Below are 23,362 nucleotides of genomic sequence, written 5' to 3' on the forward strand. Positions count from 1 at the left end.
GATGCACAGCGAGCTGATCGACCATCCCCCTGCCGACACCGTGGCACTGCCTGCGGTGGACGTGCTGATGGACGATGGCGCTGCGGTGGCTGCGGCGGCGATACCGCCCGGCACGCACAAGCTGCCCGTGGTGGCGCTGCCGGACAACCCCGCATTGGCCGCTGCGGTGCAGAAGCTGGTGGAACAGAAAGAACGCTTGGACCTGCTCGCCCGTGACCCGAAACTGGCCGGCCTGCTGCCGCCGGAATGGCTGGGGCAGGGCGGACGGGCGGTGGACGTGGCGGCGTTCGCGCAGGGCGTGCTGCCGTTCCTGCAGGCCGCCGAACGGGGCGAAACCGCGCCGATGCGCCTGCCGCTGCGGCATGTGCTGGGCGACAGCGGGCGCTGGTCGGTGGCCGATGTCGCCGAGCCGCAGTCGCTGGCCTGGTTGCTGGCCAGCGATGATCGCGCGACGGTCGGCAGCCGCGACCATGCCGACGCCTTGCTGATCGGCGCGTTGGGCCTGGGGTGGATGCAGGAAGGACGCAGCCGACCGGGCTTCCTGCGCGCGATGGGCGTGGACACGCTGGCCGCGCGGACCACCATGCTCGGCTACCCGCCGCCCGAAGAACTGGCCCTGTACGAGGTCACCGCGCATGGCCGGCGCGAGGTCTGGTGCGTACACGGACGCCGCCGCCTGCGACCGCTGCCGACGCCTTGGCTGAGCGTGCCGCTGCTGGTCGCCTACGGAGTGAAGCCGCCGCAGCCGTGGCCGTCCAGCTATCCCGCCATCGAGGCGGTGGCCCGCGAGCTGGCCACTGCTCGGCAGGGCCGCGCGCTGCCGGAAATCAGCCTGCCGGTGGTGGTGCGCAAGATCGCCGAGGATGCCAACGGGGACATCTGGCAGCCGGTCAGCCTGCTGCAGCTGGGCACCTGGGTGCCGCGCTGGCCGTTCTTCCTGGCCATCTTCGTCGGCCTGCCCTCGCTGCTGCTGGTCACCGCTGCACTGGCGCTGCCGGGGGCGATCGAAGCGGCCACGGTGGCGGCCTCGCTGGGCTTCGCCGCCGGTGCCATCGGCGCGCTGGCCGCGCCCTGGGTCTACGCCCGGCGCAAGCACCTGAGCTGAGGGTCGGCTCTACCTGATGTCCAGGGCAGGCCGACGGAGTCGGCTCTACCCGACGCCCGTTCTTATTCGGCCATCCGCTGCAGGCCTTCACCGGCCAGGCGCAGGATCAGCTTTTCCAGCAGCTGTTCTTCGTCTTCGCTGAGCACGGACATCAGCTTGCGGGTGGTCTCGATGACCAGCGGGGCGATGGTCTCGTACACCTCGAAGCCGGCCGCCGACAGCGCCAGCACCGAGCGGCGGCGGTCATCGCCATGGGTTTCGCGCTTGATGAAACCGCGCTCCAGCAGGCGCGCCACCGCGCGGCTGACCGCGACCTTGTCCATCGCCGTGCGTTCGGACACTTCGCTGGCCGACGAGCCGGGGTACAGCGCCAGGATGGTGATCACCCGCCATTCCGGAATCGCCAGGCCGTAGCGGTCACCGTACAGTTTGGCGATGTTGCCACTGACCCGGTTGGAGAGCACGCTCAGCCGGTAGGGCAGGAACTGTTCCAGGTCGAGCAGGACGTGCGAGGCACGCACGCTGGTGGAAGCGGGATCGGGTGGGCTCATGCTGCGGTGCACCTTGCTGGTGGTTTCAGGTGTAACTATAAAGGGGATGTACTGGCCCTGCATTGTCGCGGGTCCCTCTGTCGCCCGCACCTGGTTTGATGCGGAAAAGATTCGGAGCCTTATGCCATGAATACCACCGTCCAGACCGCCTCGCATCCCAATCCGGGCATGCAGGTGACCACGTTTGAAAACCCGATGGGCATCGACGGCTTCGAGTTCGTCGAATTCGCCGCCCCCGCCGGGCGCGGCCAGGAGCTGCATGCCTACTTCCGCAGCATGGGATTCACCGCCGTGCTGAAGCACACCACCCGCCCGATCACCGTATACCGGCAGGGTGGCGTCAACTTCCTGGTCAATGAAGACCCGGATTCGTTCGCCGCCGACTTCGCTGAAAAGCACGGTCCGTGCGCGTGCGGTTTCGCCATCCGCTTCCAGAAGCCCGGTGCCGAGGTCTACCAGACCGCGCTGGGCAATGGCGCCAAGCCGGTCGACTTCAAGCCGGACTCCAGGGCGGTGGATGCGCCAGTGATCAAGGGCATCGGCGACTGCATGCTGTACCTGGTGGACCGCTACGGCGACGCCGGCAGCATCTACGGCGATGACTACGAAGCCATCGAGGGCGCCGACCAGGCACCGAAGGGCTTCGGCCTGACCTTCATCGACCACCTGACCCATAACCTGTACTTCGGCAACATGCAGCAGTGGTCGGACTACTACGAGCGGCTGTTCAACTTCCGCGAGATCCGCTACTTCGACATCAAGGGCCTGAAGACCGGCCTGGTGTCCAAGGCGATGACCGCCCCGGACGGCATCGTGCGTATTCCGCTCAATGAATCGTCCGATCCGAAGAGCCAGATCAACGAATACCTGGACGCCTACAAGGGCGAAGGCATCCAGCACATCGCCTGCTTCACCGAGAACATCTACGAGACCGTGGAAGCCATGCGCGAGCAGGGCGTGCAGTTCCTGGACACGCCGGAAACCTACTTCGACGTGATCGACCAGCGCGTTCCGGGGCATGGCGAGGACGTGGCGCGACTGGCCCGCAACAAGATCCTGATCGATGCCGACCCGGAAACCCACCAGCGCAAGCTGCTGCAGATCTTCACCCTGAACTGCATCGGTCCGATCTTCTTCGAGATCATCCAGCGCAAGGGCAACGAGGGCTTCGGCGAAGGCAACTTCACCGCGCTGTTCGAGAGCATCGAGCGCGACCAGATGCGCCGCGGCGTACTGTAAGCGGCATATCGCTCGGGTAAGGTAGGTGCCGGCCACGCGCCGGCACATGACGGGATGCCAGACATGACCAGCACCATCGAAGCACGCGGCTACCAGACCGGGTTCGGCAACGAGTTCGCCAGCGAAGCGCGGGCCGGTGCGCTGCCGATCGGGCAGAACGCGCCGCAGACCGTGGCCCACGGGCTGTATGCCGAACAATTGTCCGGGACCGCGTTCACCGCCCCGCGCGGCAGCAACCGCCGCAGCTGGCTGTACCGGATCCGCCCGGCGGTAACCCATGGCGAGTTCACCGCGTTCGCGCAGGAGCGCCTGCAGGGCAGCTTCCACGGGCTGCCGGCCGCGCCGAACCAGCTGCGCTGGAGCCCGCTGCCGCTGCCCGAGGCACCGGCTGATTTCGTCGAAGGCCTGTACACGATGGGCGGCAACGGCGGCCCGGATGCGCATGCCGGTGTGGCCATCCACCTGTACGCCGCCAACCGTGACATGCAGGGGCGTTATTTCTACAACGCCGACGGCGAGCTGTTGATCGTCCCGCAGCTGGGACGCCTGCGCCTGCTCACCGAAATGGGCGTGGTCGAGGTCGAGCCGCAGCAGATCGCGGTGATCCCGCGCGGCGTGCGTTTCCGCGTTGAACTGCCGGACGGGCAGGCACGCGGCTATGTCTGCGAGAACTTCGGTGCGCTGCTGAAGCTGCCCGACCTGGGGCCGATCGGCTCCAATGGGCTGGCCAATCCGCGCGATTTCGAAACCCCGCATGCGGCGTTCGAAGACCTCGACGGCGAGTTCGAGCTGGTGGCGAAATTCGACGGCCAGCTGTGGCGCGCGCGCATCGACCATTCACCGCTGGACGTGGTGGCCTGGCACGGCAACTACGCGCCGTACCGCTACGACCTGCGCCGTTTCAACACGATCGGCTCGATCAGCTTCGACCACCCGGATCCGTCGATCTTCCTGGTGCTGCATTCGCCGAGCGATACCGCCGGCACCAGCAACATGGATTTCGCGATCTTCCCGCCGCGTTGGCTGGTGGCCCAGCACACCTTCCGCCCGCCGTGGTTCCACCGCAACATCGCCAGCGAGTTCATGGGCCTGGTGCACGGGGCCTACGACGCGAAAGCCGAAGGCTTCGTGCCTGGCGGTGCGTCGCTGCACAACTGCATGAGCGGCCACGGTCCGGATGCGCCGACCTTCGACAAGGCATCGGCGGCCGACCTGTCCCGCCCGGACGTGATCAAGGACACCATGGCGTTCATGTTCGAAACGCGCGGGGTGATCCGCCCGACCGCGCAGGCCCTGTCGGCCGCCCATCGCCAGGGCGACTACCAGCAATGCTGGAACGGCCTGCGCAACAACTTCCGCTGATAAAAAGGGGACGGAGGGAGTTAAGTCGTTTCCGGCACCGCCGGAAGTGACTTAACTCCCTCCGTCCCCTTTTTGAACGTGTTGAGGTGTTCATGCGGGATGACTTCCAGCAGCCGGCCGTGGACGCGTTCTGCGTAGCCGGCCGAGGTCAGGCCGGGGAGGGCGTCGAGGGCGCCCTGCATGGCGTCCACCACGTCGCCTTCCTGGCGCGCCTGCTGCAGTTCGCGCAGCAGCGCGGCGGCCTGCGGGTGGCGCTGCATTTCCAGGATGCCCAGCAGGTAGATGCGCGCGGCGGCCATCGAACGCCGGCGTTCAGCGGATGGCGCGGTCGGGGCAGCTGCCGGCGATGGCGCCGACATCGGTGAGACCGGGCGGGCAGGCGCTATCGGCGTGGGAGCTGACGCCTCCAGCACCTCCGGTGTAGTCACCAGATAGCCAGCCTGGACCAGCTGGATCACCATCGCCGGGGCATCCGCACCGATCATGGTGGTCAACGCTGCGAGGTCACGTTGGCCGTCGCAGAGGATCAGCAGGCGGCGCTGGCGCATGTCCAGCGGGGCGCGGTGGGCCTGCAGCGCGGTTCGGGCTTGGTCGGTCTTGCGCGGGAGCATGGGCGGCTGCAGAGAAGGCGGTGCAGGCCGAGCCTGAATGTCCGCCGTGAAACCATGATGACAATGCGGCGCGTGCACATCCGGCGCGGTAGCGTTCGCGCACTGCCTCCCAGGAGATGTCCCGATGAAAGCCTTCCCCGTAGCCGGCCTGCTGGCCTTGTCCCTTGCCGCCTGCAGCCAGGGCCCGGAAGCGAGCCCGGAGGCGACCTCGCCGATGACCGAAGCGGCCACCAATCCAGCCAAGGACGCCGACGTCTCCGCCGATCCCGACCTGAACAACGCCTCGCCGATCGATCCGCGGCGTGACAGCCCGGCGCGCCTGGACGGCTTCGGTGCGGTGGACCTGGGGGCGAGCCTGGACGATGTCCGCGGTCGATTCGGTGCGCCGTTGCAGGGCGACGTACCGAACGATGAATGCCATTACATCCGCCCGCAGAAGGAGTCGGCCGAAGGCCCGTTCCTGATGATCGAAGGCAACAGGCTGGTGCGCTACGACGTGCGCGGCCCGGGCATCGTCGCCCCCGGCGGCGGTCGCGTGGGCATGAGCCTGGGTGAGCTGCAGCAGCTGTATCCCGAACGCGCCGACCTGGGCCCGGACAAATACGATCCGCAGGCCCAGCACCTGCGCGTGCGTCCGGAGCAGGAAGGGCACGGCATCATCGATTTCGCGCTTGGTGCCGATGGCAAGGTCAGCGCGTGGCGGGTGGGCCTGCCGCCGCAGGTGGATTATGTGGAAGGGTGTGGCTGAGGGGTGAGGTGACCCTGTGACGACCAACGGTCGTCACCCACCAGAGGCGGGGTCTCACCCTCCAGAGGCGGGGCCTCACCCACCAGAGGCGGGGCGTGACCCACCGGGACACGGGGATCCACCGTAGAATCGCCGTGACTCCCGCTCAAGGACTGCCTGATGATCGCCCTCGCCATCGCTTGGTTCGTGCTCGGCATCATCCTGCTGGGGCTTGGCGGCGACACCGTCGTCAAGGCCGCCTCCGGGCTGGCCCAGCGCTTGGGCGCATCGCCCTTCACCGCCGGCCTGTTGCTGTTGGGCGTGGCGACGTCCGTGCCGGAGCTGGCAGTCAACGCGCGCGCGCTGGCCGTTGGCCAGCCCGAGCTGGCGCTCGGCAATGCGGTGGGCAGCACGCTGGCCAACCTCGGCTTGACCCTCGCGCTGGCCGCACTCGCCGTCCCTTTGCTGATGCGCGCGCGGGTGATCGTGGCGAGCTGGTTCGGCGTGCTGGCGGCCGCGCTGCTGCTGATCGTATTCGGCCTGGATGGACAACTGCTGCGCTGGGAAGGCGGCGTGCTGTTGGCGGCCTTCGTCCTGTTCTTCGTACTGCTGCTGCGCCGTGGACGGCATGAGGCGCCGCAGGTTCAGGCGCTGATCGCCGACGCGGCGGTATCACGCCCGGGATTGGCCTTGAACCTGGTGCGCATGGCGATCGCCGCATTGACGTTGTTCTGGGGCGCCCGGCTGGTGGTGGGGGCCGCTGCGGACTTCGGCGCTGCGCTCGGCTGGACGCCATTGCTGGTCGGCCTGTTGCCGGTGGCGATCGGCACCGCGCTGCCTGAAGTCGCCGCTGCGGTGATGGCCGCGCGGCGCGGGCAGGGCGACATGGTGGTGGGCCACGTGCTGGGTTCCAGCGTGGTCAACCTGCTGCTGGTGATCGGCGTGATGGCGCTGGTGCAGCCGCTGGCACTGCCGGCTTCGTTCGTGCGGCTTGAACTGCCGGCCGTGCTGGCCTTCGCGCTGGTGCTGTACCCGATGCTGCGCGGTGACCTGCGCATCAGCCGCGCAGAAGGCGGTGTGCTGCTGGGCGCATTCGTGGCGTGGGTGGGGTTGGAGCTGGGACTGCTGGTGGCCTGAGCGGGCAGTGTCGAGCGTGCTCGACATCCAGGCGCCGCGCGCACGCTTGGCGCTGCATCGGCCGACGCATCGCCCGGCCGGTGGAGTCAGCGCTCGCGCTCGTCCGTCTTGCTCTCGTTGGAGGTATACACATCGTCGGTCGCTTCCACGACCTTCTCGCGTACCGGCTCCGGCGGCGGCAACTGTTCTGCTTCGGCGCGTTCGTTGCCCGGCAGCGTGGGGCGCGTTTCCATCAGCAGCGACAGCGCCGCCTTGGCCATCAGGTGCGCGCTGATCGGTGCGGTGATGAACAGGAAGATGGTGATCAGCAGCTCGCGCGGCTGCGGGTCCTGGCCGAGGAAGATGTGGTAAGCAACCGAGGACACCAGCACGCAGCCGACGCCCAGCGTGCTGGCCTTGGTCGGGGCGTGCAGGCGCTTGAAGAAGGTGGACAGCTTCACCAGGCCCAGCGCACCCACCAGGATGAAGAAGCAGCCGAACAGCAGCACCACCGACAGCACGATCTGGATGGCGGTGATCATTCGACGATATCCCGGCGCAGCACGAACTTGCTCAGCACCACGGTGCTGCCGAAGCCGAGCATGGCGATGATCAGCGCGGCCTCGAAGTAGATCGCCGAATTGAGGTACATGCCGAACAGCATCAACTGCGCGATGGCGGTCACCGACAGGGTGTCCAGCGCGAGGATGCGATCAGGCACGGTGGGGCCGCGCAGCAGGCGCCAGGTCGACAGCAGCATGGCCAGGCCGACCACGTGCATGCACACCACCAGGGTGTTCTGGATGACATCGAATCCGGTCATGGGAATATCTCCATCAGCGGGGCCTCGTAGCGGCGTTTGATTTCGGTGATCAGGTGCTGCTCATCGTCCAGGTTCAGTACGTGGACCAGCAGGTACTTGCGGTCATCGCTCAGTGCAGCGGACACAGTCCCCGGTGTCAGTGTGATCATGCTGGTCAGCGCAGCGATGCCGTGCACATTGGCGATGTCCAGCGGAATCCAGACAAAGCCCGGATGGATCCTGCTTTCCTTGCCCAGCACCTGGCCGGCCACTTCGATGTTGGATACCAGGATGTCCCACAGGGTGGTCATCAGCAGTTTCGGTACGGGCCGCAGCGTACCGATGCGGGCGAACTCACGGTCCAGGCGCGCGGCGAACAGTGGCACCACCAGGCCCAGCAGCAGGCCCAGTGCGAGCAGGCCGACGCTGAAGCTGTCCGACATCAGCAGCCAGAACACGATGACCATGACGGTGAGCGGCAGCGAGGGAAAGATCCGGCGCAGCAGGGGGCGTTTCTGGTTCATGGGTGACGGATCTCCGGCTGTTCGCCACGCACCTGGTCGACATAACCGGAGGGCTGCAACAGGTCACTGGCGATGGCATCGGTGTGGCGCATCAGCGGGGCCGCGAAGACGGTCATGCCGATTCCGTACAGAAGGAGCAGGCAGGCGGCCAGCAGTTCCACCCGGCGCGTGGGCGCCTTGCGCGGCCGGGGACCATCGGGTTCGGCATGCGGCACGCGCCAGAACAGCCGGATGCCACCCCGCGCCAGCCCCATGATGACCAGCAGGCTGCTGCCCAGCACCGCCATCCACACCGGTGCGGTCAGCTGCGGCGGCATGCCCTGCAGCAGCGCGGCCTTGGCCAGGAACCCGGACAGCGGCGGCAGGCCGGCGATGGAAATGGCGGCGATCAGGAACAGCACCGCCGGTGTCTGCTTGCCTGGCATCGGCGCGATGACTTCCTTGCGGTCGCTGGCACCGCCGCGACGACGGCGGATCAGGTCTGCGATGAGGAACAAGGCGGCCGCCACGAAGGTGCTGTGCGCCAGGTAGTACAGGCCGGCTGCCAGCACCTGCTGGTTGCCGACCGAGAAGGCGATGAACAAGGTGGCGGCCGACACCACCACCAGGTACGAGATCAGCACCCGCAGGCGGATGGCGGCGAGCACGCCCAGCCCGCCCAGCACCAGCGTGGCGATTCCGGCCCACAACAGCCAATCGCGGCCATACCCGGCCATGGCACCAGCCTCATCACCGAACCACAGGCTCTGGATGCGCAGCACGGCGTACAGGCCGACCTTGGTCATGATGGCGAACAGCGCAGCCACTGCCGCCGGTGCACGCGCATAGGATTCGGGCAGCCACAGGTACAGCGGCATCAGCGCCGCTTTCGCGCAGAAGACCAGCAGCAACAGGCCCATGGTCGCCTTGACCAGCACCAGGTGCGAGGGCGGTACTTCGGCGATGCGCTGGGACAGTTCGGCCATGTTCAACGATCCCAGCGAGGCGTACAGCAGCCCCAGCGCGATGAGGAACAAGGTGGAGGCGGTCACGTTGAACACGACGTAATGCAGGCCGATGCGCATGCGCAGGCCGCGCCCGCCGCTGAGCAGCAGGCCATACGAAGCGATCAGCATCACTTCAAAGAACACGAACAGGTTGAAGATGTCGCCGGTCAGGAACGCACCGTTCAGGCCGACCAGCTGGAACTGGAACAAGGCATGGAAGTGCGGGGCGCGCCGGTCCCAGCCGGAACAGGCATGCATCAGGCAGCCGACCGCCAGCAGCACGGTGGTCAGCAGCATCCATGCTGAAAGGCGGTCGGCCACCAGCGCGATGCCCAGCCGCGCCGGCCAGTCGCCGAGCAGGTAGACCATCGCCGCGCCATCGGCAGTGCGTGCGAACAGCAGCAGAACCGAAGCGAACAGCGCGGCCATCGCCGTCCACGACACTGCGCGCTGCACACGCGGACCGTAGCGGCGATGTTCAACGAACAGCGACAGCGATGCGCCGAGCAGCGGGACCAGGATCGGCAGGATCACCAGATGGTTCATGCGTGGTCCTCGTCACGGCGCGGCGGAGCATCGTCGTCGGGCTCGTGCGCGTCGACGTGGTCGCTGTGGTTGTCGCTGCGGCTGCGGATGGCCAGCACGATGGTGACCGCGGTCATCGCGAAGGCGATCACGATGGCGGTGAGCACCAGCGCCTGCGGCAGCGGGTCGGTGTAGTTGCCCAGGTTCGCGTCCAGGCCTTCCTTCAGCACCGGCGGCCTGCCGGCGACCAGTCGTCCGCCGGCAAAGATCAGCAGGTTGGTGGCATAGGAAAGGAAGGTCATGCCCAGGATCACATCGAAGCTGCGCGCGCGCAGCAGCAGGTACACGCCGAGCATGGTCAGCACGCCGATGGCGCTTGCAATGGCCAGTTCCATCAGTGCATCTCCCCGGTCATTGCCGAACGCTTCTGCGGATCGATCTCGCCGCGACGCGCGGTCCGTGTCCGCGACGGCTTGATCGTGCCCATCATCGACAGCATCAGCATCGCCCCGCCAAACACCACCAGGTAGACGCCGGTATCGAAACCGATCGCACTGGCCAGCGGCACTTCACCGATGATCGGCAGGTGCAGGTCCAGGTGGCCGCTGGTCAGGAACGGCACGCCGAACAGCATCGAAGCCGAGCCACTGGCCACCGCGATCAGCAGGCCGATGCCGATGCAGCGGACGTAATCGAAGCCGAAGCGTGACTCGACCGAGGCGGTGCCCTGGATGACGTACTGGATCAACAGCGGTACGGCCAGGATGAGACCGGCGATGAAGCCGCCGCCCGGCGAGTTGTGGCCGCGCAGGAACATGAAGATCGACACGGTCAGGGTCAGCGGGAACATGATCTGCGCCAGGTCGGCCGGCACCGGCAGTTTGATCGGCGGGCCGGGCATGATCTGCTCCGGCGCCATGCGCGAACGCCGCAGCATGGCATGCACCACCAGCGCGGCGATGCCGAACACGGTGATCTCGCCGAAGGTATCGAAGCCGCGGAAGTCGACCAGGATGACGTTGACCACGTTGCTGCCGTAGGCCTCCGGCAGGGAACGGGCAAGCATCTCGCCGGCCATCGTGTTCGGGGGCAGGGTCATCGCGGTGTAGGCCAGCGCGGCCAGCCCGACGCCGGCAACCACTGCGATCGCGGCATCGCGGTATCTGCGCAGCTTGGAGCGCTCGGTCACCGACTGGGCGGGCAGGTAATTCATGCCCAGCAGCATCAGCACCAGGGTGACCATTTCCACCAGCAGCTGGGTCAGCGCCAGGTCCGGTGCGGACAGGAACACGAAGGTCATCGCCACCATCAGGCCGACCCCGCCCACCAGCAGCACCGCCAGCAGGCGCTGTTTGTACATGCGCAGGGTGGCCATGGCGCAGGCCATCATCACCGCCCACAGCGCCCAGCCCAGCAGCGGCATCGGCTGCGGAGAGGGCCAGTTCGGCCACGCCGGGGCGGCCAGCCAGGGCGCTGCGGCGGCCACCACCGCCACCACCACCAGGCCGAGCAGCATGCGCTGCAGGCTGCCGTTGGCGATGGCGCCGGTCAGTTTCTGGGCCAGCGCGGAAAGCAGGTCCAGCTGCAGATGGAAGGCGTCGCGGCCCGGCGTGGTGTTGCGCACCGCATACAGGTCGATCAGCCGGCGCAGGCCGAAATACAGCACCACGCCGCCCAGCACGCCGGCCGCGCTCATCGCCAGCGGCAGGTTGAAGCCGTGCCAGATGGAGAGGCTGTATTCGGGCATCTGCGCGCCGAGGATGGAGGCCGCACCGGCATGCAGCACCGGGGCGATGGTCAACGCCGGGGCGATGCCCACGGCCACGCAGATCACCACCAGGATCTCCACCGGCACCTTCATCCAGCGCGGCGGTTCATGCGGCACGCGGTCCAGGTCATGCGGGCCCTCGCCGAAGAAGGTGTCGTGCACGAAGCGCAGGCTGTAGGCCACGCCGAAGACACCGGCCAGCAACGCGGCAATCGACATGGCCATCTGCATCAGCGCCGGACCGCCTGCATCGAGGGCCTCGGCGAACAGCATTTCCTTGGACAGGAAGCCGTTGAGCAGCGGAATGCCGGCCATCGCCAGCGAGGCGATGATCGCCAGCGCACTGGTGAACGGCATCAGCCGCCGCAGGCCGCCCAGCCTGCGCATGTCACGCGTGCCGGTTTCATGGTCGATGATGCCGGCCGCCATGAACAGCGATGCCTTGAACGTGGCGTGGTTGAGGATATGGAACACACCGGCGACCACCGCCATCGGCTTGGACAGGCCGAACAGCATGGTGATCAGGCCCAGGTGGGAGATCGTCGAGTACGCCAGCAGGCCCTTCAGGTCGTGCTGGAAGATCGCGTTCCATGCCCCGATCAGCAGGGTCAGCGCACCGATGCCGCTGACCGTGTAGAAGAACAGGTCGGTGCCGGCCAGGGCGGGGTGCAGGCGGGCCAGCAGGAACACACCGGCCTTCACCATGGTGGCCGAGTGCAGGTAGGCCGACACCGGGGTGGGCGCGGCCATAGCCTGTGGCAGCCAGAAGTGGAACGGGAACTGCGCGCTCTTGGTGAAGATGCCGGCCAGCACCAGCAACAACGCATACGGATACAGCGCGCTGGCGCGGATCTGGTCACCGGCGGCCAGCACCACGTCCAGGTCGAAGCTGCCGACGATGCGCCCGATCAGCAGTACGCCGCCGAGCAGCGCCAGGCCGCCGCCGCCGGTGATGACCAGGGCCATGCGGGCGCCTTCGCGGGCGTCCTGGCGGTGCGACCAGAAGCCGATCAACAGGAACGAGCTGATGCTGGTCAGCTCCCAGAAGATCATCAGCAACAGCAGGTTGCCGGACAGCACCATGCCCAGCATGGCGCCCATGAACAGCAGCAGGTAGCAGAAGAAGCGGTGCGCGTTGTCCTGCGGGCTCAGGTAGTAGTGGGCGTACAGCACCACCAATGAGCCGATGCCCAGCACCATGCCGGCGAACATCCACGCCAGGCCGTCCAGGCGCAGGGTGAAGTCCAGGCCGATCTGCGGCAGCCATTGGCCACTGCTGCGCAGCACCTCGCCATCCAGCACGGCGGGTGTCAGCGTGGCGAGGATGGCCAGGCCAGCCAACGGCGCGGCCGCGGCCAACCAGGCGGCCGTGCGGCGGGAACTTCGTGAGAATGCGGCAACCGCCACGGCCAGGATGAAAGGCAGGGCGAGCAGCAGGATCAGGCTTGGGATCATGCAGGGAATACGCGATTCACGAGCAGGTCATGCAGTCTAACAGGCCGACATTTGCTGCCGATACCCACGAATACGCCACCAATTGCAGGGAACGTGTGCTGATTCATTTTCTTCCCCTTGCCATGCTGGGCCGGCGGGGCTTGACCCGACCGGGATGGACACTTTGCCGCATCTGTCGCCAATGGCGCGTGCAGCTCCAAGGTGCCCGTACGGCAGGGGCTGCAAAGGGATGGTGTGGCGCGTCGTGCACCCCGATGGCGCCTGGATGGGGATCTCGCGTCGCTGCGACGGGCGTGGAAAACAGGCCGCCCGCTCGTTCAGGGAAAAAAGGTCAGTAACGCCAATCGAAGCGGCGGTAGACCTTGGCCAGCACCCAGGCCGGGCCGATCAGCAGGTAGGTGAGGTCGGTCAGGAAGCTGGGCTTGCGGCCTTCGAGCTTATGGCCGAGGAACTGCGCGATCCACGCCAGCACGAACACCACCCCGGCCAGGCGGGCCAGGTTGCCCAGCCCTATTTCCGCTTCCAGCAGCCGGCAGGTGCAGCCGATAACGAACAGCACGGCCAGCATGCCCAGCCCCAACGGGCGCGACAGGCGGTTGTAGAAGCACCACGCGCCGAACATCGCCAGGCCCGCCCAGATGCCGTTCTGGAACCAGGTGATCAGCGGCGGCAGGCACCACAGCAGGGCGACCACCGACCACAGGATGGCCGGCACCGCGACCACGTGGATGCGCTGGTTGGCGAGGTTGCGGTGGTCGTCGGAATAGCTGGCGAAATAGCGGTCTACGGGGCGGGCAAGCGAGGTGCTGGACATGGTGCCTCCGATCGTGCCGGCACATGGCCGGCGAGCTTTCCAGAGGAGGGCGGGCAGCGCCCGCCGCCCCTCAGTCGACGCTGATGCCGGCCAGTCGCTGCAGGGCTTCGGCGTACTTGGCACGCGTGCGCTCGATCACTTCAGCTGGAATGGACGGGCCCGGTGCGGTCTTGCCCCAGTCCAGCGTCTCCAGGTAATCGCGCACGAACTGCTTGTCGTAACTGGGCGGGCTGGTGCCCACTTCGTACTCGTCGGCCGGCCAGTAGCGCGAAGAATCCGGGGTCAGCATCTCGTCCATGATGTACAGGCGGCCGTCTTCATCGGTGCCGAACTCGAACTTGGTGTCGGCCAGGATGATGCCGCGCTCACGCGCGTAATCGGCGGCGAAGGCATAGATGCGCAGGGTGGCATCGCGCACGCGTTCGGCCAGGTCCACGCCGACCGCCTTGACCATCGCATCGAAATCGATGTTCTCGTCGTGGTCGCCGACGGCGGCCTTGGTTGACGGGGTGAAGATCGGCTCGGGCAGTTTTTCGGCCTGGCGCAGGCCGTCGGGCAGTTCAATGCCGCTGACCTTGCCGGTGCGCTGGTAGTCCTTCCAGCCGCTGCCGATCAGGTAACCGCGGGCGATCGCTTCCACCGGTACCGGTTTCAGCTTCCGGGTAACCACCGCGCGCTTGGCGTACAGCGCCGCGTCCACGCCGTCGGGCAGCACGCTGGCCACGTCGATGCCGGTCAGGTGGTTGGGCATCAGGTGCGCGGTCTTGGCAAACCAGAAGTTGGACACCTGGCAGAGCATTTCGCCCTTGCCCGGGATCGGATCGGGCAGCACCACGTCGAAGGCCGACAGGCGATCGGTGGCTACCATCAGCAGGTAGTCCCCCGGCGGCGTGCCTTCGGGCAGGCGCTCGCGCGGAATATCGAAAACGTCACGCACCTTGCCGCGATGGCGCAAGGGCAGGCCGGGAAGATCGGATTGCAACAACGTGGTCGGCACGGGCACTCCTGGGGGCTTCGTCGATACGAGCTGCCCAGGGACCCGGAGGGCCCGCCGGCCAGCGGGCGGCCTAGTGTAAAGCCGTCCGGGGCGGCTGTGACGTAAAATGGAAAGCCAATTGGCCAAATCTGCCCGGAGCGCCATGCGCTGGTACGGAAAACTGCTGGGTTTCATTGCCGGGGCCCTGCTGTTCCGGCCCAATCCCTTGTTTGGCGCGGTGCTGGGCCTGTTGATCGGCCATGCGTTCGACGCCGACTGGTTCCGCCTGAACAAAGAAAACCCCTACCGTGAGCTGGGGCTGACCTCGTCGGCGACCGAGTCGGAAATCGACCTGGCCTACCGCCGCCTGATGTCGCAATACCATCCCGACAAGCTGGTCGGCGCCGCACCGGAACTGCTCAGGCAGGCCGAGGCCAAGAGCCGCCGCGTGAATGCCGCCTACGACCGCATCAAGACCCTGCGCAAGCGCTGAGTCCTGCCCCTCTTTCTTCCTGCTCCGAAGGCCCCGGCCATGTCCAACTGCATCATCGCCCCGTCCATCCTGTCGGCCGACTTCGCCCGTCTCGGTGAAGAAGTCGACAACGTCCTCGCCGCCGGCGCGGACTGGGTCCATTTCGATGTGATGGACAACCATTACGTGCCCAACCTGACCATCGGCCCGCTGGTCTGCCAGGCGCTGCGCAAGCACGGGGTCACCGCGCCGATCGACGTGCACCTGATGGTGGAGCCGGTGGACCGGATCATCCCGGATTTCGCCGAAGCCGGCGCGACCTATATCAGCTTCCATCCCGAGGCCAGCCGCCACCCCCACCGCACCATCCAGCTGATCCGCTCGCTGGGCTGCAAGCCGGGCCTGGTGCTCAACCCCGGCACGCCGGTGGACATCCTGGACTGGGTACTGGACGACCTGGACCTGGTGCTGCTGATGTCGGTCAATCCGGGCTTCGGCGGCCAGGCCTTCATTCCGTCCGCCTTGGACAAGCTGAAGGTGGTGCGGCAGAAGATCGATGCCAGTGGCAAGGACATCCGCCTGGAAATCGACGGCGGGGTAAAGGCCGAGAACATCGGGGCGATCGCCGCGGCCGGCGCCGACGCCTTCGTGGCCGGCTCGGCGATCTTCAACGCCCCGGATTACCAGCAGGTGATCAGCGCGATGCGCGCCAACGTCAAAAAGGGGACGGAGGGAATTAAACTCGTTTAATTCCCTCCGTCCCCTTTTTTGCCCATGAACATCCGTCCGGCCACCGTCGCCGATGCAGGCCTGATCCTGCGCTTCATCCGCGAACTGGCGATCTACGAGAAGGCCGAATCATCGGTGCAGACCGACGAAGCGGGGATCGCCGCCAGCCTGTTCGGGCCCGATGCCAGTGCCCAGGCGCTGGTCTGCGAAGCCGACGGTGAAGCGATCGGCTATGCGGTGTATTTCCATAACTATTCCACGTGGCTGGGCCGCAAGGGCATCTACCTGGAAGACCTGTACATCAGCCCGGACAAGCGGGGATCCGGCGCCGGCAAGGCAATGCTCAGGCACATCGCCCGGCAGGCGGTGGCCGAGGGTTGCGGGCGTTTCGAATGGTCGGTGCTGGACTGGAACCAGCCTGCGATCGATTTCTACGTCGCCGCCGGCGCGCGGCCACAGGACGAATGGACCGTGTACCGGCTAGAAGGCGATGCATTGCGCGCCTTCGCCGCCGCCTGAAAAAAAGACCACGCCGCTGCCGGCGTGGCCCTGCTGAAATAGTGGGAGGCTGATCCTGCCTCCATCCGTCTTCCCTGCTATGGCCTCCCATGTTCCGGGCTGTCGGTGACAGGCCGATGACATTCACCGGCAAAGAACGCACGACTGCTAGCCTGTGCCGCCCCCACCCCCGGAACCCCCCCATGAGCCTTTCGCGCTGGCGCTTGATCCTGAACGGAAAATCCGCCGGGGACGTCGATGTGCGCGATGCGGTCACGGCCTGGCGCGAACGCGGGATCGACCTTGAAGTGCGGGTCACCTGGGAGGCGGGCGATGCCGAGCGCTACGTGGCCGAAGCCATCGACAACGGGGTGGAGGTGATCATCGCCGGGGGCGGGGATGGCACCCTGAGCGCGGTGGCGGAAACGCTGGCGCACCGCGACGAACCTGCCGATGCGCTGCCCTCGCTTGCATTGTTGCCGCTCGGTACCGCCAATGATTTCGCCACGGCGGCGGGCTTCCCGGAAAGCCCCGCCGAGGTGCTGGCGCTGATCACCGCACAGGCCCCCCGCGCCATCGACCTGTTGCGTATCGACGCCGATGGCAAGGTCTGGTGGTGCGCCAATGTCGCCAGCGGTGGCTTCGGCACGCAGGTGACCGTGGAAACCGATGAAGGCCTGAAGAAGGTGCTGGGTGGCCTGGCCTACGTGCTGACCGGCATCTCCAAGCTGGGCCGCATCGAGCCGATCCTGGCGCGCGTGCACGGCCCCGGCTTCGACTGGGAAGGCGGCTTCATCGCGCTGGGCATCGGCAACGGTCGCCAGGCCGGTGGTGGCCAGGCACTTTGCCCCCAGGCGGTCATCGATGATGGCCAGTTGGACGTCACCATCATTCCCGAACTGACCGGCGAAGTCGGCGCGATGCTGGGCCAACTGGTGACCGGCGGCAAGGAGGCTGCGCTGGAGCATGTCGCAACCCGCACCCGTTTGACCCGGGTGGAGATCCGCGCCGAAAAGCCGCTGACCCTCAACCTGGACGGTGAGCCGGTGGAAGCACGGCATTTCCGCATCGAATGCGTGCCGCGCCGCGTGCGCATGCATCTGCCTGCGGATTGCCCGCTGCTGTCCCGGTCGACACGCTGATGGGTCTGGCATACTGGATCTGACCCGCGCAGCACGTCCCTGCGGTCAGCTTCATAACTCACTCACAAGGAGTACATGCCGTGAAATCAGCTGTCATCTCATTGGCTTCGATCACCCTGCTGGTTGCATTGACCGGTTGCAGCACGATCGCCGCGAAGACGAACGTTCTGGATGACGACAAGATCAAATCGCAGTCGGCCGGCGCCCTGGGCTACGAGCCGTCGCAGTTGACCCTTGTCAGCCGTCGCACCGAAGGCACCAATACCTATGCGAACCTGAAGGCATCCGACGGCAAGGAGTTCGTCTGCATCATCAACGGCGGCAACCTGCTCTCGATGGGCATGACCAATCCACCTGCCTGCAACAAGAAGGGTGAGCCGATCAAGGCCAGCCCGTTCCAGCGCTGATCAACGCACCTCGATTGCCGTAGTGGCGGCGCCGTTCCGGAAAGGGCGGCGCTGCCATGGCGTAATGCGTAGCGCGCGGATTGCGGCAGGTTGAGGGGTGTCACCGCCCCACAGCAGCGGGAACAGGAGCAGCAGGGCACGCGAACGGTAGCGCCGAGCCGTGCTCGGCGAGTGCAGCGGCAGGGCCCGTGACGACCAACGGTCGTCACCCACCAGAGCAGAGGCTGACGGCCAACGGCCGTCACCCAGCGAGCCGCCCTGCGCATGGCCTGGCCCAGGGGGAGGGGCACAGCCGCGCGCGGTGGACGGCTTCCGCCCGGGGCGGCGCATGCGGTACAGTGCCCGGGTGTCCATCCTGACGACCCCGCGATCCGTTTCTTCCGCACGCCGTAACTGGCGATGGTGGCCCGTAGCCGTCGTCCGCCCAGAAAACGCCGTATCCCGGAAGGAAAGTCGTGTTGAACACCCCCGCCCAGTTCCAGCAGCAGGCCGCTGAAGGCCACACCCGCATCCCCGTTGTCCGTGAAGTGCTGTCCGATCTGGACACGCCGCTCTCGGTCTACCTGAAGCTGGCCGACGGGCCGCACACCTATCTGTTCGAATCGGTCGAAGGCGGCGAACGCTTCGGGCGCTATTCCATCATCGGCCTGCCGGCGCGCCGCGTGTACACCTTCCGCGGGAACACCCTGGCCATCGCCGAACACGGCCAGGTCGTGGAAACCCGCGAAGTGGCCGACCCCTTCGCCGAAGTCGAGGCGCTGCGCAGCGCGCATTCGGTACCCAAGCTGGACGGACTGCCCGGCTTCACCGGCGGGCTGGTCGGCTGGTTCGGCTTCGAGTGCATCGGCTACATCGAACCGCGCCTGGCGCCGCCGGCCGGGCGCGATGAGCTGGGCACGCCGGACATCCTGCTGATGCATTCCGAAGAGCTGGCGGTGTTCGACAATCTGAAGGGCCGGCTGTACCTGATCGTGCATGCCGACCCGCGCCAGCCCGGTGCCTGGGACGAGGCGCAGGCGCGGCTGGATGCACTGGCTGGCAAGCTGCGTGCACCCGGCGCCGGCTATCCCGCGCCGCTGCACAGCGACGTGCTGGACGAGGGCGACTTCATCTCCGGCTTCACCCGCGAAGGCTTCATCGATGCGGTGGAGCGCAGCAAGGACTACATCCGCTCCGGCGACATCTTCCAGGTGGTGCTGAGCCAGCGCCTGAGCGTGCCCTTCAAAGCGCGGCCGGTGGATGTCTACCGCGCGCTGCGGGCGCTCAATCCTTCTCCGTACATGTATTTCCTGGATGTCGGTGACATGCAGGTGGTGGGCTCCTCGCCGGAGATCCTGGTGCGCCTGCAGCACGACGCCGATGGGGTGGGGCACGTCACCGTGCGGCCGATCGCTGGTACCCGACCGCGTGGCGCCACGGAGGAAGAGGACAACGCGCTGGAAGCCGAGCTGCTGGCCGATCCGAAGGAGCGCGCCGAACACCTGATGCTGATCGACCTGGGCCGCAACGATGCCGGGCGCGTTTCCAGCGCCGGCACGGTGGAGGTCGGCGAGCAGTTCGTGATCGAGCGCTACAGCCATGTGATGCACATCGTCAGCGAGGTGACCGGGCAGCTGCAGCCGGGCCTGAGCTACGCCGACGTGCTGCGTGCCACGTTCCCGGCCGGCACGGTCAGTGGCGCGCCGAAGATCCGCGCGCTGGAAGTGATCCGCGAACTGGAGCCGATCAAACGCAACGTGTATGCCGGCAGCATCGGCTACATCGGCTGGCACGGCGATGCGGACACCGCCATTGCGATCCGCACCGCGGTGATCAAGGACGGTCGCCTGCACGTACAGGCCGGCGCCGGCATCGTCTACGACTCGGACCCGCAGAAGGAATGGGACGAGACGATGAACAAGGGCCGCGCGCTGTTCCGCGCGGTCGCCCAGGCGGCCAAGGGCCTGTAACGCGCATCACTTTCCTGGCGCGCGTCCTGCGCGCCCGTCTCCCTACGCAGTCTGGAACCTGATCCATGTTGTGGATGATCGACAACTACGACAGCTTCACCTACAACCTCGTGCAGTACCTGCAGACGCTGGGTGCCGAGGTCAAGGTGGTGCGCAACGATGCGATGACGGTCGATGAGATCGCCGCGCACAAGCCCGAACGCATCGTGATTTCGCCCGGCCCATGCACGCCCAACGAGGCCGGCATTTCGCTGGAACTGATCCAGCGGCTGGGCCCGACCACGCCGATCCTCGGCGTCTGCCTGGGCCACCAGGGGATCGGCCAGGTGTACGGCGGCACGGTGATCCGTGCGGGCAACATCATGCACGGCAAGACCTCGCCGATCCGCCATGAAGGCAAGGGCGTGTTCGCCGGCCTGCCCGATCGCTACCAGGCCACCCGCTACCACTCGCTGGTGGTGGACAAGATGCGGCTGCCGGCGTGCCTGGAGGTCACCGCCTGGACCGAGAACGAGGACGGTTCGGTGGAGGAAATCATGGGCCTGCGCCATCGTGAACATCCGGTGGAAGGCGTGCAGTTCCACCCCGAATCCATCCTTACCGAGCACGGCCACGCGCTGCTGCGCAACTTCCTGCAGCGCTGAACTGCACGCCCACCCCAGGAGTCCAACGATGCGCTTCTCCCCCCAGGAAGCCCTGCAACGCACCATCGAACACCGAGAGATCTTCTTCGAAGAGATGGTCGACCTGATGCGGCAGATCATGCGCGGCGATGTGTCGCCGATGATGACCGCCGCGATCCTGACCGGGCTGCGGGTCAAGAAGGAAACGGTGGATGAGATCGCCGCCGCCGCGACCGTGATGCGCGAGTTCGCGCTGCCGGTGCCGGTCACCGATACCCGCCACATGGTCGATATCGTGGGCACCGGTGGCGATGGCTCGCACACCTTCAACATCTCCACCTGTTCGATGTTCGTGGCCGCCGCTGCGGGCGCGCGCGTGGCCAAGCACGGCAACCGCAGCGTGTCGTCCAAGTCCGGCAGCGCCGATGCGGTGGAAGCACTCGGCGCGGTGATCGAACTGCAACCGGCGCAGGTGGCGCAGGCCATCGAACAGACCGGCGTGGGCTTCATGTTCGCGCCCATCCACCACCCGGCGATGAAGGTCGTGGCGCCGGTGCGGCGCGAGATGGGCGTGCGCACCATCTTCAACATCCTCGGCCCGCTGACCAACCCCGCCAGCGCACCGTCGGTGCTGATGGGCGTGTTCCATCCGGACCTGGTCGGCATCCAGGCGCGCGTGCTGCGCGAGCTGGGCACCGAGCGCGCGATGGTGGTGTGGGGCCGCGACAACATGGATGAGATCTCGCTCGGTGCCGGCACCCTGGTCGGTGAGCTGCGCGATGGCACGGTCCGCGAGTACGAGATCCATCCGGAAGACTTCGGCATCGCCATGTCCGCCAGCCGCAACCTGCGCGTGGACGGCCCGGAACAGTCCATCGCGATGCTGCGCGCGGTGCTGGACAACGAGCCCGGCCCGGCGCTGGACATCGTGGCATTGAACGCGGGTGCGGCCCTGTACGTGGCCGACGTGGCCAGCGACATCGCCGATGGCCTGGCGCGTGCCCGCGCCGCGATCGCCGATGGCAGCGCCCGCGCGCGCCTGCAACAGTACGTCGACATCACCCGCGTGCTGGCAGGCTGAGGCGGCAACGCTGGAACCGACTTGACTCCCTCCGTCCCCTTTTTCGTGTGAACACCATGAGCGACATCCTGCAGACGATCCTGGCCCGCAAGGCCGAAGAAGTGGCCCAGCGCCGCGCCGCCGTGCCGCTGGAACAGCTGCAGGCCCGGCTGGCCGATGCGCCGCCGGTGCGCGGGTTCGTGCGTGCGTTGCAGGCAGCGATCACCAACGGCGACCCGGCGGTGATCGCCGAGGTCAAGAAGGCCAGTCCCTCCAAGGGCGTGATCCGTCCGGACTTCCATCCGGCCGATATCGCGGTCAGTTATGAATTCGGCGGAGCCAGCTGCCTGTCCGTACTGACCGACGTGGACTTCTTCCAGGGCAGCGATGCCTACCTGCAGCAGGCACGCGAAGCCTGCACACTGCCGGTGCTGCGCAAGGACTTCGTGGTCGACCCGTACCAGGTGGTCGAAGCGCGCGTGCTGGGCGCCGACTGCATCCTGTTGATCGTCGCCGCGCTGGAAGACACCCAGCTGGCGGAGCTGTCCGAACTGGCGATCAGCCTGGGCATGGACGTGCTGGTGGAAGTGCACGACATCGATGAGCTTGAGCGCGCGCTGCAGGTGCCGGCGCCGATGATCGGCATCAACAACCGCAACCTGCGCACCTTCGAGGTGTCGCTGCAGACCACGCTGGACATGCGCAGCGCGGTGCCGAAGGACCGCCTTCTGGTGACCGAAAGCGGCATCCTGGGGCCGCAGGACGTCGGCCTGATGCGTGATGCCGGGATCAACGCGTTCCTGGTGGGCGAAGCGTTCATGCGGGTGGAGGAGCCAGGCGAGGGCCTGCGTCAGCTATTCTTCGCTGCATGAGCACGATCTATCCAACCCCGCAGGACAATGCGCCGCTGGTGGTGTTCGATTTCGACCACACCCTGTATGACGGCGATTCCGGCAGCCATCTGTTCGCCACTCTGATCAAGCGCAATCCGTTGCGGTTGCTGGCTGCGCTGCTGGTGACGCCGATCGCCGGGCCGCTGGTGGCGATGCTGCCCACCCGCCGCGCCGGTATTTCGATCTACGTTTGGATCGCCACCTTCGGCATGCACCGCGCACGCGAGTTCAACCGCGTCATCGATGCCTATGTGCTGAAGCACGAACCGACACTGCGCGCGAAACTGCTGCCGCAGGCGCTGGAGGTGTTCGCCGCGCACCGCGCCAAGGGCGACCGCGTGGTGGTCGCCACCGGCGCGCCGCCTGAGCTGGCGCGGGCGATCCTGGCCTTCGTCGCGCACGTGGACGTGCCGGTGATCGGCAGTGAAGTCGGGCCGCGCTTCGGCGCCGTCGGCGCCACCCGCCACTGCCACAACGAAGAGAAGATGCGCATGCTGCGCGAGCGTGGCTACGGCAACATCGATGTGGCCTACTCCGACAGCACCGCCGACCTGCCGCTGCTGGTGGCGGCCAAGGCGCCGGTGGTGGTCAATCCCAAGCGTGGCAGCGTGGACTTCTTCCGTCGCGTGTTGCCCGAAGGTACGCGCATCCTCAACTGGGGCTGCGAAGACCGCGGCGGAGAAAAAGCCTGAGGCCGCGGGCCCGGTAGTGACGGCCGCTGGCCGTCAGCCTCTGCTGTGGTGGGTGACGACCGTTGGTCGTCACGGGCCCTGCCGCTGCGCTCACCGAGCACGGCTCGGCGCTACCGAGGCAGGCCGCTGCATCCGGTAGTGACGGCCGCTGGCCGTCAGCCTCTGCTGTGGTGGGTGACGATCGTTGGTTGTCACGGGCCCTGCCGCTGCGCTCACCGAGCACGGCTCGGCGCTACCGAGGCAGGCCGCTGCATCCGGTAGTGACGGCCACTGGCCGTCAGCCTCTGCTGTGGTGGGTGACGACCGTTGGTTGTCACGGGCCCTGCCGCTGCGCTC

At 66.9% G+C, this 23,362-nt stretch carries 25 protein-coding genes; 15 read left to right on the forward strand and 10 right to left on the reverse strand.

Annotated features, from left to right (window positions below; all coding sequences use genetic code 11):
• The first annotated feature begins 1 nt into the window (after position 1).
• Positions 2–1,105, forward strand: coding sequence for a hypothetical protein (locus CXG43_RS06955; RefSeq protein WP_101099297.1), 1,104 nt, complete (start codon positions 2–4; stop codon positions 1,103–1,105).
• A gap of 62 nt (positions 1,106–1,167) precedes the next feature.
• Here the strand turns inward: CXG43_RS06955 and CXG43_RS06960 are convergent, their stop codons facing one another.
• Complete coding sequence (locus CXG43_RS06960; RefSeq protein WP_101099298.1) at positions 1,168–1,719, reverse strand: MarR family winged helix-turn-helix transcriptional regulator; 552 nt, start codon at positions 1,717–1,719, stop codon at positions 1,168–1,170.
• Between the two features lie 63 nt (positions 1,720–1,782).
• Here CXG43_RS06960 and hppD point away from each other — a divergent pair, with 63 nt between their 5' ends.
• Both hppD and hmgA read left to right on the forward strand, forming a co-directional pair.
• Positions 1,783–2,895: a 4-hydroxyphenylpyruvate dioxygenase gene (gene hppD, locus CXG43_RS06965; protein ID WP_182656247.1), complete on the forward strand. Its 1,113-nt coding sequence runs from the start codon at positions 1,783–1,785 to the stop codon at positions 2,893–2,895.
• A 63-nt stretch (positions 2,896–2,958) separates the two neighbouring features.
• The gene (gene hmgA, locus CXG43_RS06970; RefSeq protein WP_101099299.1) at positions 2,959–4,257 is read left to right on the forward strand and encodes a homogentisate 1,2-dioxygenase; all 1,299 of its coding nucleotides are present in this window, start codon (positions 2,959–2,961) and stop codon (positions 4,255–4,257) included.
• Between the two features lie 20 nt (positions 4,258–4,277).
• On the opposite strand, the gene CXG43_RS06975 is transcribed toward hmgA, so the two are convergent.
• Positions 4,278–4,868 carry a hypothetical protein gene (locus CXG43_RS06975; RefSeq protein WP_101099300.1) on the reverse strand — a complete coding sequence of 197 codons (591 nt, stop codon included), beginning with the start codon at positions 4,866–4,868 and terminating at the stop codon, positions 4,278–4,280.
• 124 nt (positions 4,869–4,992) lie between these two features.
• On the opposite strand from CXG43_RS06975, the gene CXG43_RS06980 reads away from it, so the two are divergent.
• Together CXG43_RS06980 and CXG43_RS06985 are read left to right on the forward strand one after the other, a co-directional pair.
• Positions 4,993–5,616, forward strand: a complete 624-nt coding sequence (locus tag CXG43_RS06980) for a hypothetical protein (protein WP_101099301.1) — start codon at positions 4,993–4,995, stop codon at positions 5,614–5,616.
• Between the two features lie 159 nt (positions 5,617–5,775).
• Positions 5,776–6,732, forward strand: coding sequence for a sodium:calcium antiporter (locus CXG43_RS06985; protein WP_101099302.1), 957 nt, complete (start codon positions 5,776–5,778; stop codon positions 6,730–6,732).
• Positions 6,733–6,818: 86 nt separating this feature from the next.
• Here CXG43_RS06985 and CXG43_RS06990 read toward each other — a convergent pair whose 3' ends face one another.
• The 8 genes from CXG43_RS06990 to CXG43_RS07025 form a co-directional block, all read right to left on the reverse strand.
• On the reverse strand, positions 6,819–7,253 hold the full coding sequence (locus CXG43_RS06990) for a Na+/H+ antiporter subunit G (RefSeq protein ID WP_101099303.1): 435 nt from the start codon (positions 7,251–7,253) through the stop codon (positions 6,819–6,821).
• Positions 7,250–7,534: a K+/H+ antiporter subunit F gene (locus CXG43_RS06995; protein WP_042614266.1), complete on the reverse strand. Its 285-nt coding sequence runs from the start codon at positions 7,532–7,534 to the stop codon at positions 7,250–7,252. Before CXG43_RS06995 ends, CXG43_RS06990 begins: the two co-directional genes overlap by 4 nt.
• Positions 7,531–8,037 carry a Na+/H+ antiporter subunit E gene (locus CXG43_RS07000; protein WP_042614267.1) on the reverse strand — a complete coding sequence of 169 codons (507 nt, stop codon included), beginning with the start codon at positions 8,035–8,037 and terminating at the stop codon, positions 7,531–7,533. Before CXG43_RS07000 ends, CXG43_RS06995 begins: the two co-directional genes overlap by 4 nt.
• On the reverse strand, positions 8,034–9,569 hold the full coding sequence (locus CXG43_RS07005) for a monovalent cation/H+ antiporter subunit D (RefSeq protein WP_101099304.1): 1,536 nt from the start codon (positions 9,567–9,569) through the stop codon (positions 8,034–8,036). Before CXG43_RS07005 ends, CXG43_RS07000 begins: the two co-directional genes overlap by 4 nt.
• Positions 9,566–9,943, reverse strand: a complete 378-nt coding sequence (locus tag CXG43_RS07010; RefSeq protein ID WP_042614269.1) for a Na+/H+ antiporter subunit C — start codon at positions 9,941–9,943, stop codon at positions 9,566–9,568. Before CXG43_RS07010 ends, CXG43_RS07005 begins: the two co-directional genes overlap by 4 nt.
• A complete protein-coding gene (locus tag CXG43_RS07015) occupies positions 9,943–12,771 on the reverse strand; it encodes a monovalent cation/H+ antiporter subunit A (protein WP_101099305.1) in 2,829 nt (942 codons plus the stop codon). The genes CXG43_RS07010 and CXG43_RS07015 overlap by 1 nt, the downstream gene beginning before the upstream one ends.
• Before the next feature lie 331 nt (positions 12,772–13,102).
• Entirely contained in the window at positions 13,103–13,585 is a 483-nt protein-coding gene (locus tag CXG43_RS07020) for an Mpo1-like protein (protein WP_101099306.1), read from the reverse strand.
• 70 nt (positions 13,586–13,655) lie between these two features.
• On the reverse strand, positions 13,656–14,582 hold the full coding sequence (locus CXG43_RS07025) for a phosphoribosylaminoimidazolesuccinocarboxamide synthase (protein WP_042614272.1): 927 nt from the start codon (positions 14,580–14,582) through the stop codon (positions 13,656–13,658).
• Between the two features lie 142 nt (positions 14,583–14,724).
• Between CXG43_RS07025 and CXG43_RS07030 the strand changes: the two genes are divergently transcribed.
• The 10 genes from CXG43_RS07030 (at position 14,725) to CXG43_RS07075 (ending at position 23,026) form a co-directional block, all read left to right on the forward strand.
• On the forward strand, positions 14,725–15,054 hold the full coding sequence (locus CXG43_RS07030) for a DnaJ domain-containing protein (RefSeq protein ID WP_101099308.1): 330 nt from the start codon (positions 14,725–14,727) through the stop codon (positions 15,052–15,054).
• Between the two features lie 39 nt (positions 15,055–15,093).
• Positions 15,094–15,783, forward strand: coding sequence for a ribulose-phosphate 3-epimerase (gene rpe / locus CXG43_RS07035; RefSeq protein WP_101099309.1), 690 nt, complete (start codon positions 15,094–15,096; stop codon positions 15,781–15,783).
• Positions 15,784–15,807: 24 nt separating this feature from the next.
• The gene (locus tag CXG43_RS07040; protein ID WP_101099310.1) at positions 15,808–16,281 is read left to right on the forward strand and encodes a GNAT family N-acetyltransferase; all 474 of its coding nucleotides are present in this window, start codon (positions 15,808–15,810) and stop codon (positions 16,279–16,281) included.
• A gap of 182 nt (positions 16,282–16,463) precedes the next feature.
• On the forward strand, positions 16,464–17,402 hold the full coding sequence (gene yegS / locus CXG43_RS07045) for a lipid kinase YegS (protein ID WP_101099311.1): 939 nt from the start codon (positions 16,464–16,466) through the stop codon (positions 17,400–17,402).
• A gap of 80 nt (positions 17,403–17,482) precedes the next feature.
• Positions 17,483–17,809 carry a hypothetical protein gene (locus CXG43_RS07050; RefSeq protein WP_042614277.1) on the forward strand — a complete coding sequence of 109 codons (327 nt, stop codon included), beginning with the start codon at positions 17,483–17,485 and terminating at the stop codon, positions 17,807–17,809.
• 458 nt (positions 17,810–18,267) lie between these two features.
• A complete protein-coding gene (gene trpE, locus CXG43_RS07055; RefSeq protein ID WP_101099312.1) occupies positions 18,268–19,758 on the forward strand; it encodes an anthranilate synthase component I in 1,491 nt (496 codons plus the stop codon).
• A gap of 65 nt (positions 19,759–19,823) precedes the next feature.
• Complete coding sequence (locus CXG43_RS07060) at positions 19,824–20,402, forward strand: aminodeoxychorismate/anthranilate synthase component II (protein WP_101099313.1); 579 nt, start codon at positions 19,824–19,826, stop codon at positions 20,400–20,402.
• 28 nt (positions 20,403–20,430) lie between these two features.
• A complete protein-coding gene (gene trpD, locus CXG43_RS07065; RefSeq protein WP_101099314.1) occupies positions 20,431–21,462 on the forward strand; it encodes an anthranilate phosphoribosyltransferase in 1,032 nt (343 codons plus the stop codon).
• A gap of 56 nt (positions 21,463–21,518) precedes the next feature.
• Positions 21,519–22,313: an indole-3-glycerol phosphate synthase TrpC gene (trpC, locus tag CXG43_RS07070; protein WP_101099315.1), complete on the forward strand. Its 795-nt coding sequence runs from the start codon at positions 21,519–21,521 to the stop codon at positions 22,311–22,313.
• The gene (locus tag CXG43_RS07075; RefSeq protein WP_101099316.1) at positions 22,310–23,026 is read left to right on the forward strand and encodes a haloacid dehalogenase-like hydrolase; all 717 of its coding nucleotides are present in this window, start codon (positions 22,310–22,312) and stop codon (positions 23,024–23,026) included. The genes trpC and CXG43_RS07075 overlap by 4 nt, the downstream gene beginning before the upstream one ends.
• The last annotated feature ends 336 nt before the right edge of the window (positions 23,027–23,362 follow it).

Origin of the sequence: Stenotrophomonas sp. Bg11-02 (genome assembly GCF_002836635.1) — a bacterium.
In the GTDB taxonomy this organism is placed as follows: Bacteria; Pseudomonadota; Gammaproteobacteria; order Xanthomonadales; family Xanthomonadaceae; genus Stenotrophomonas; species Stenotrophomonas lacuserhaii.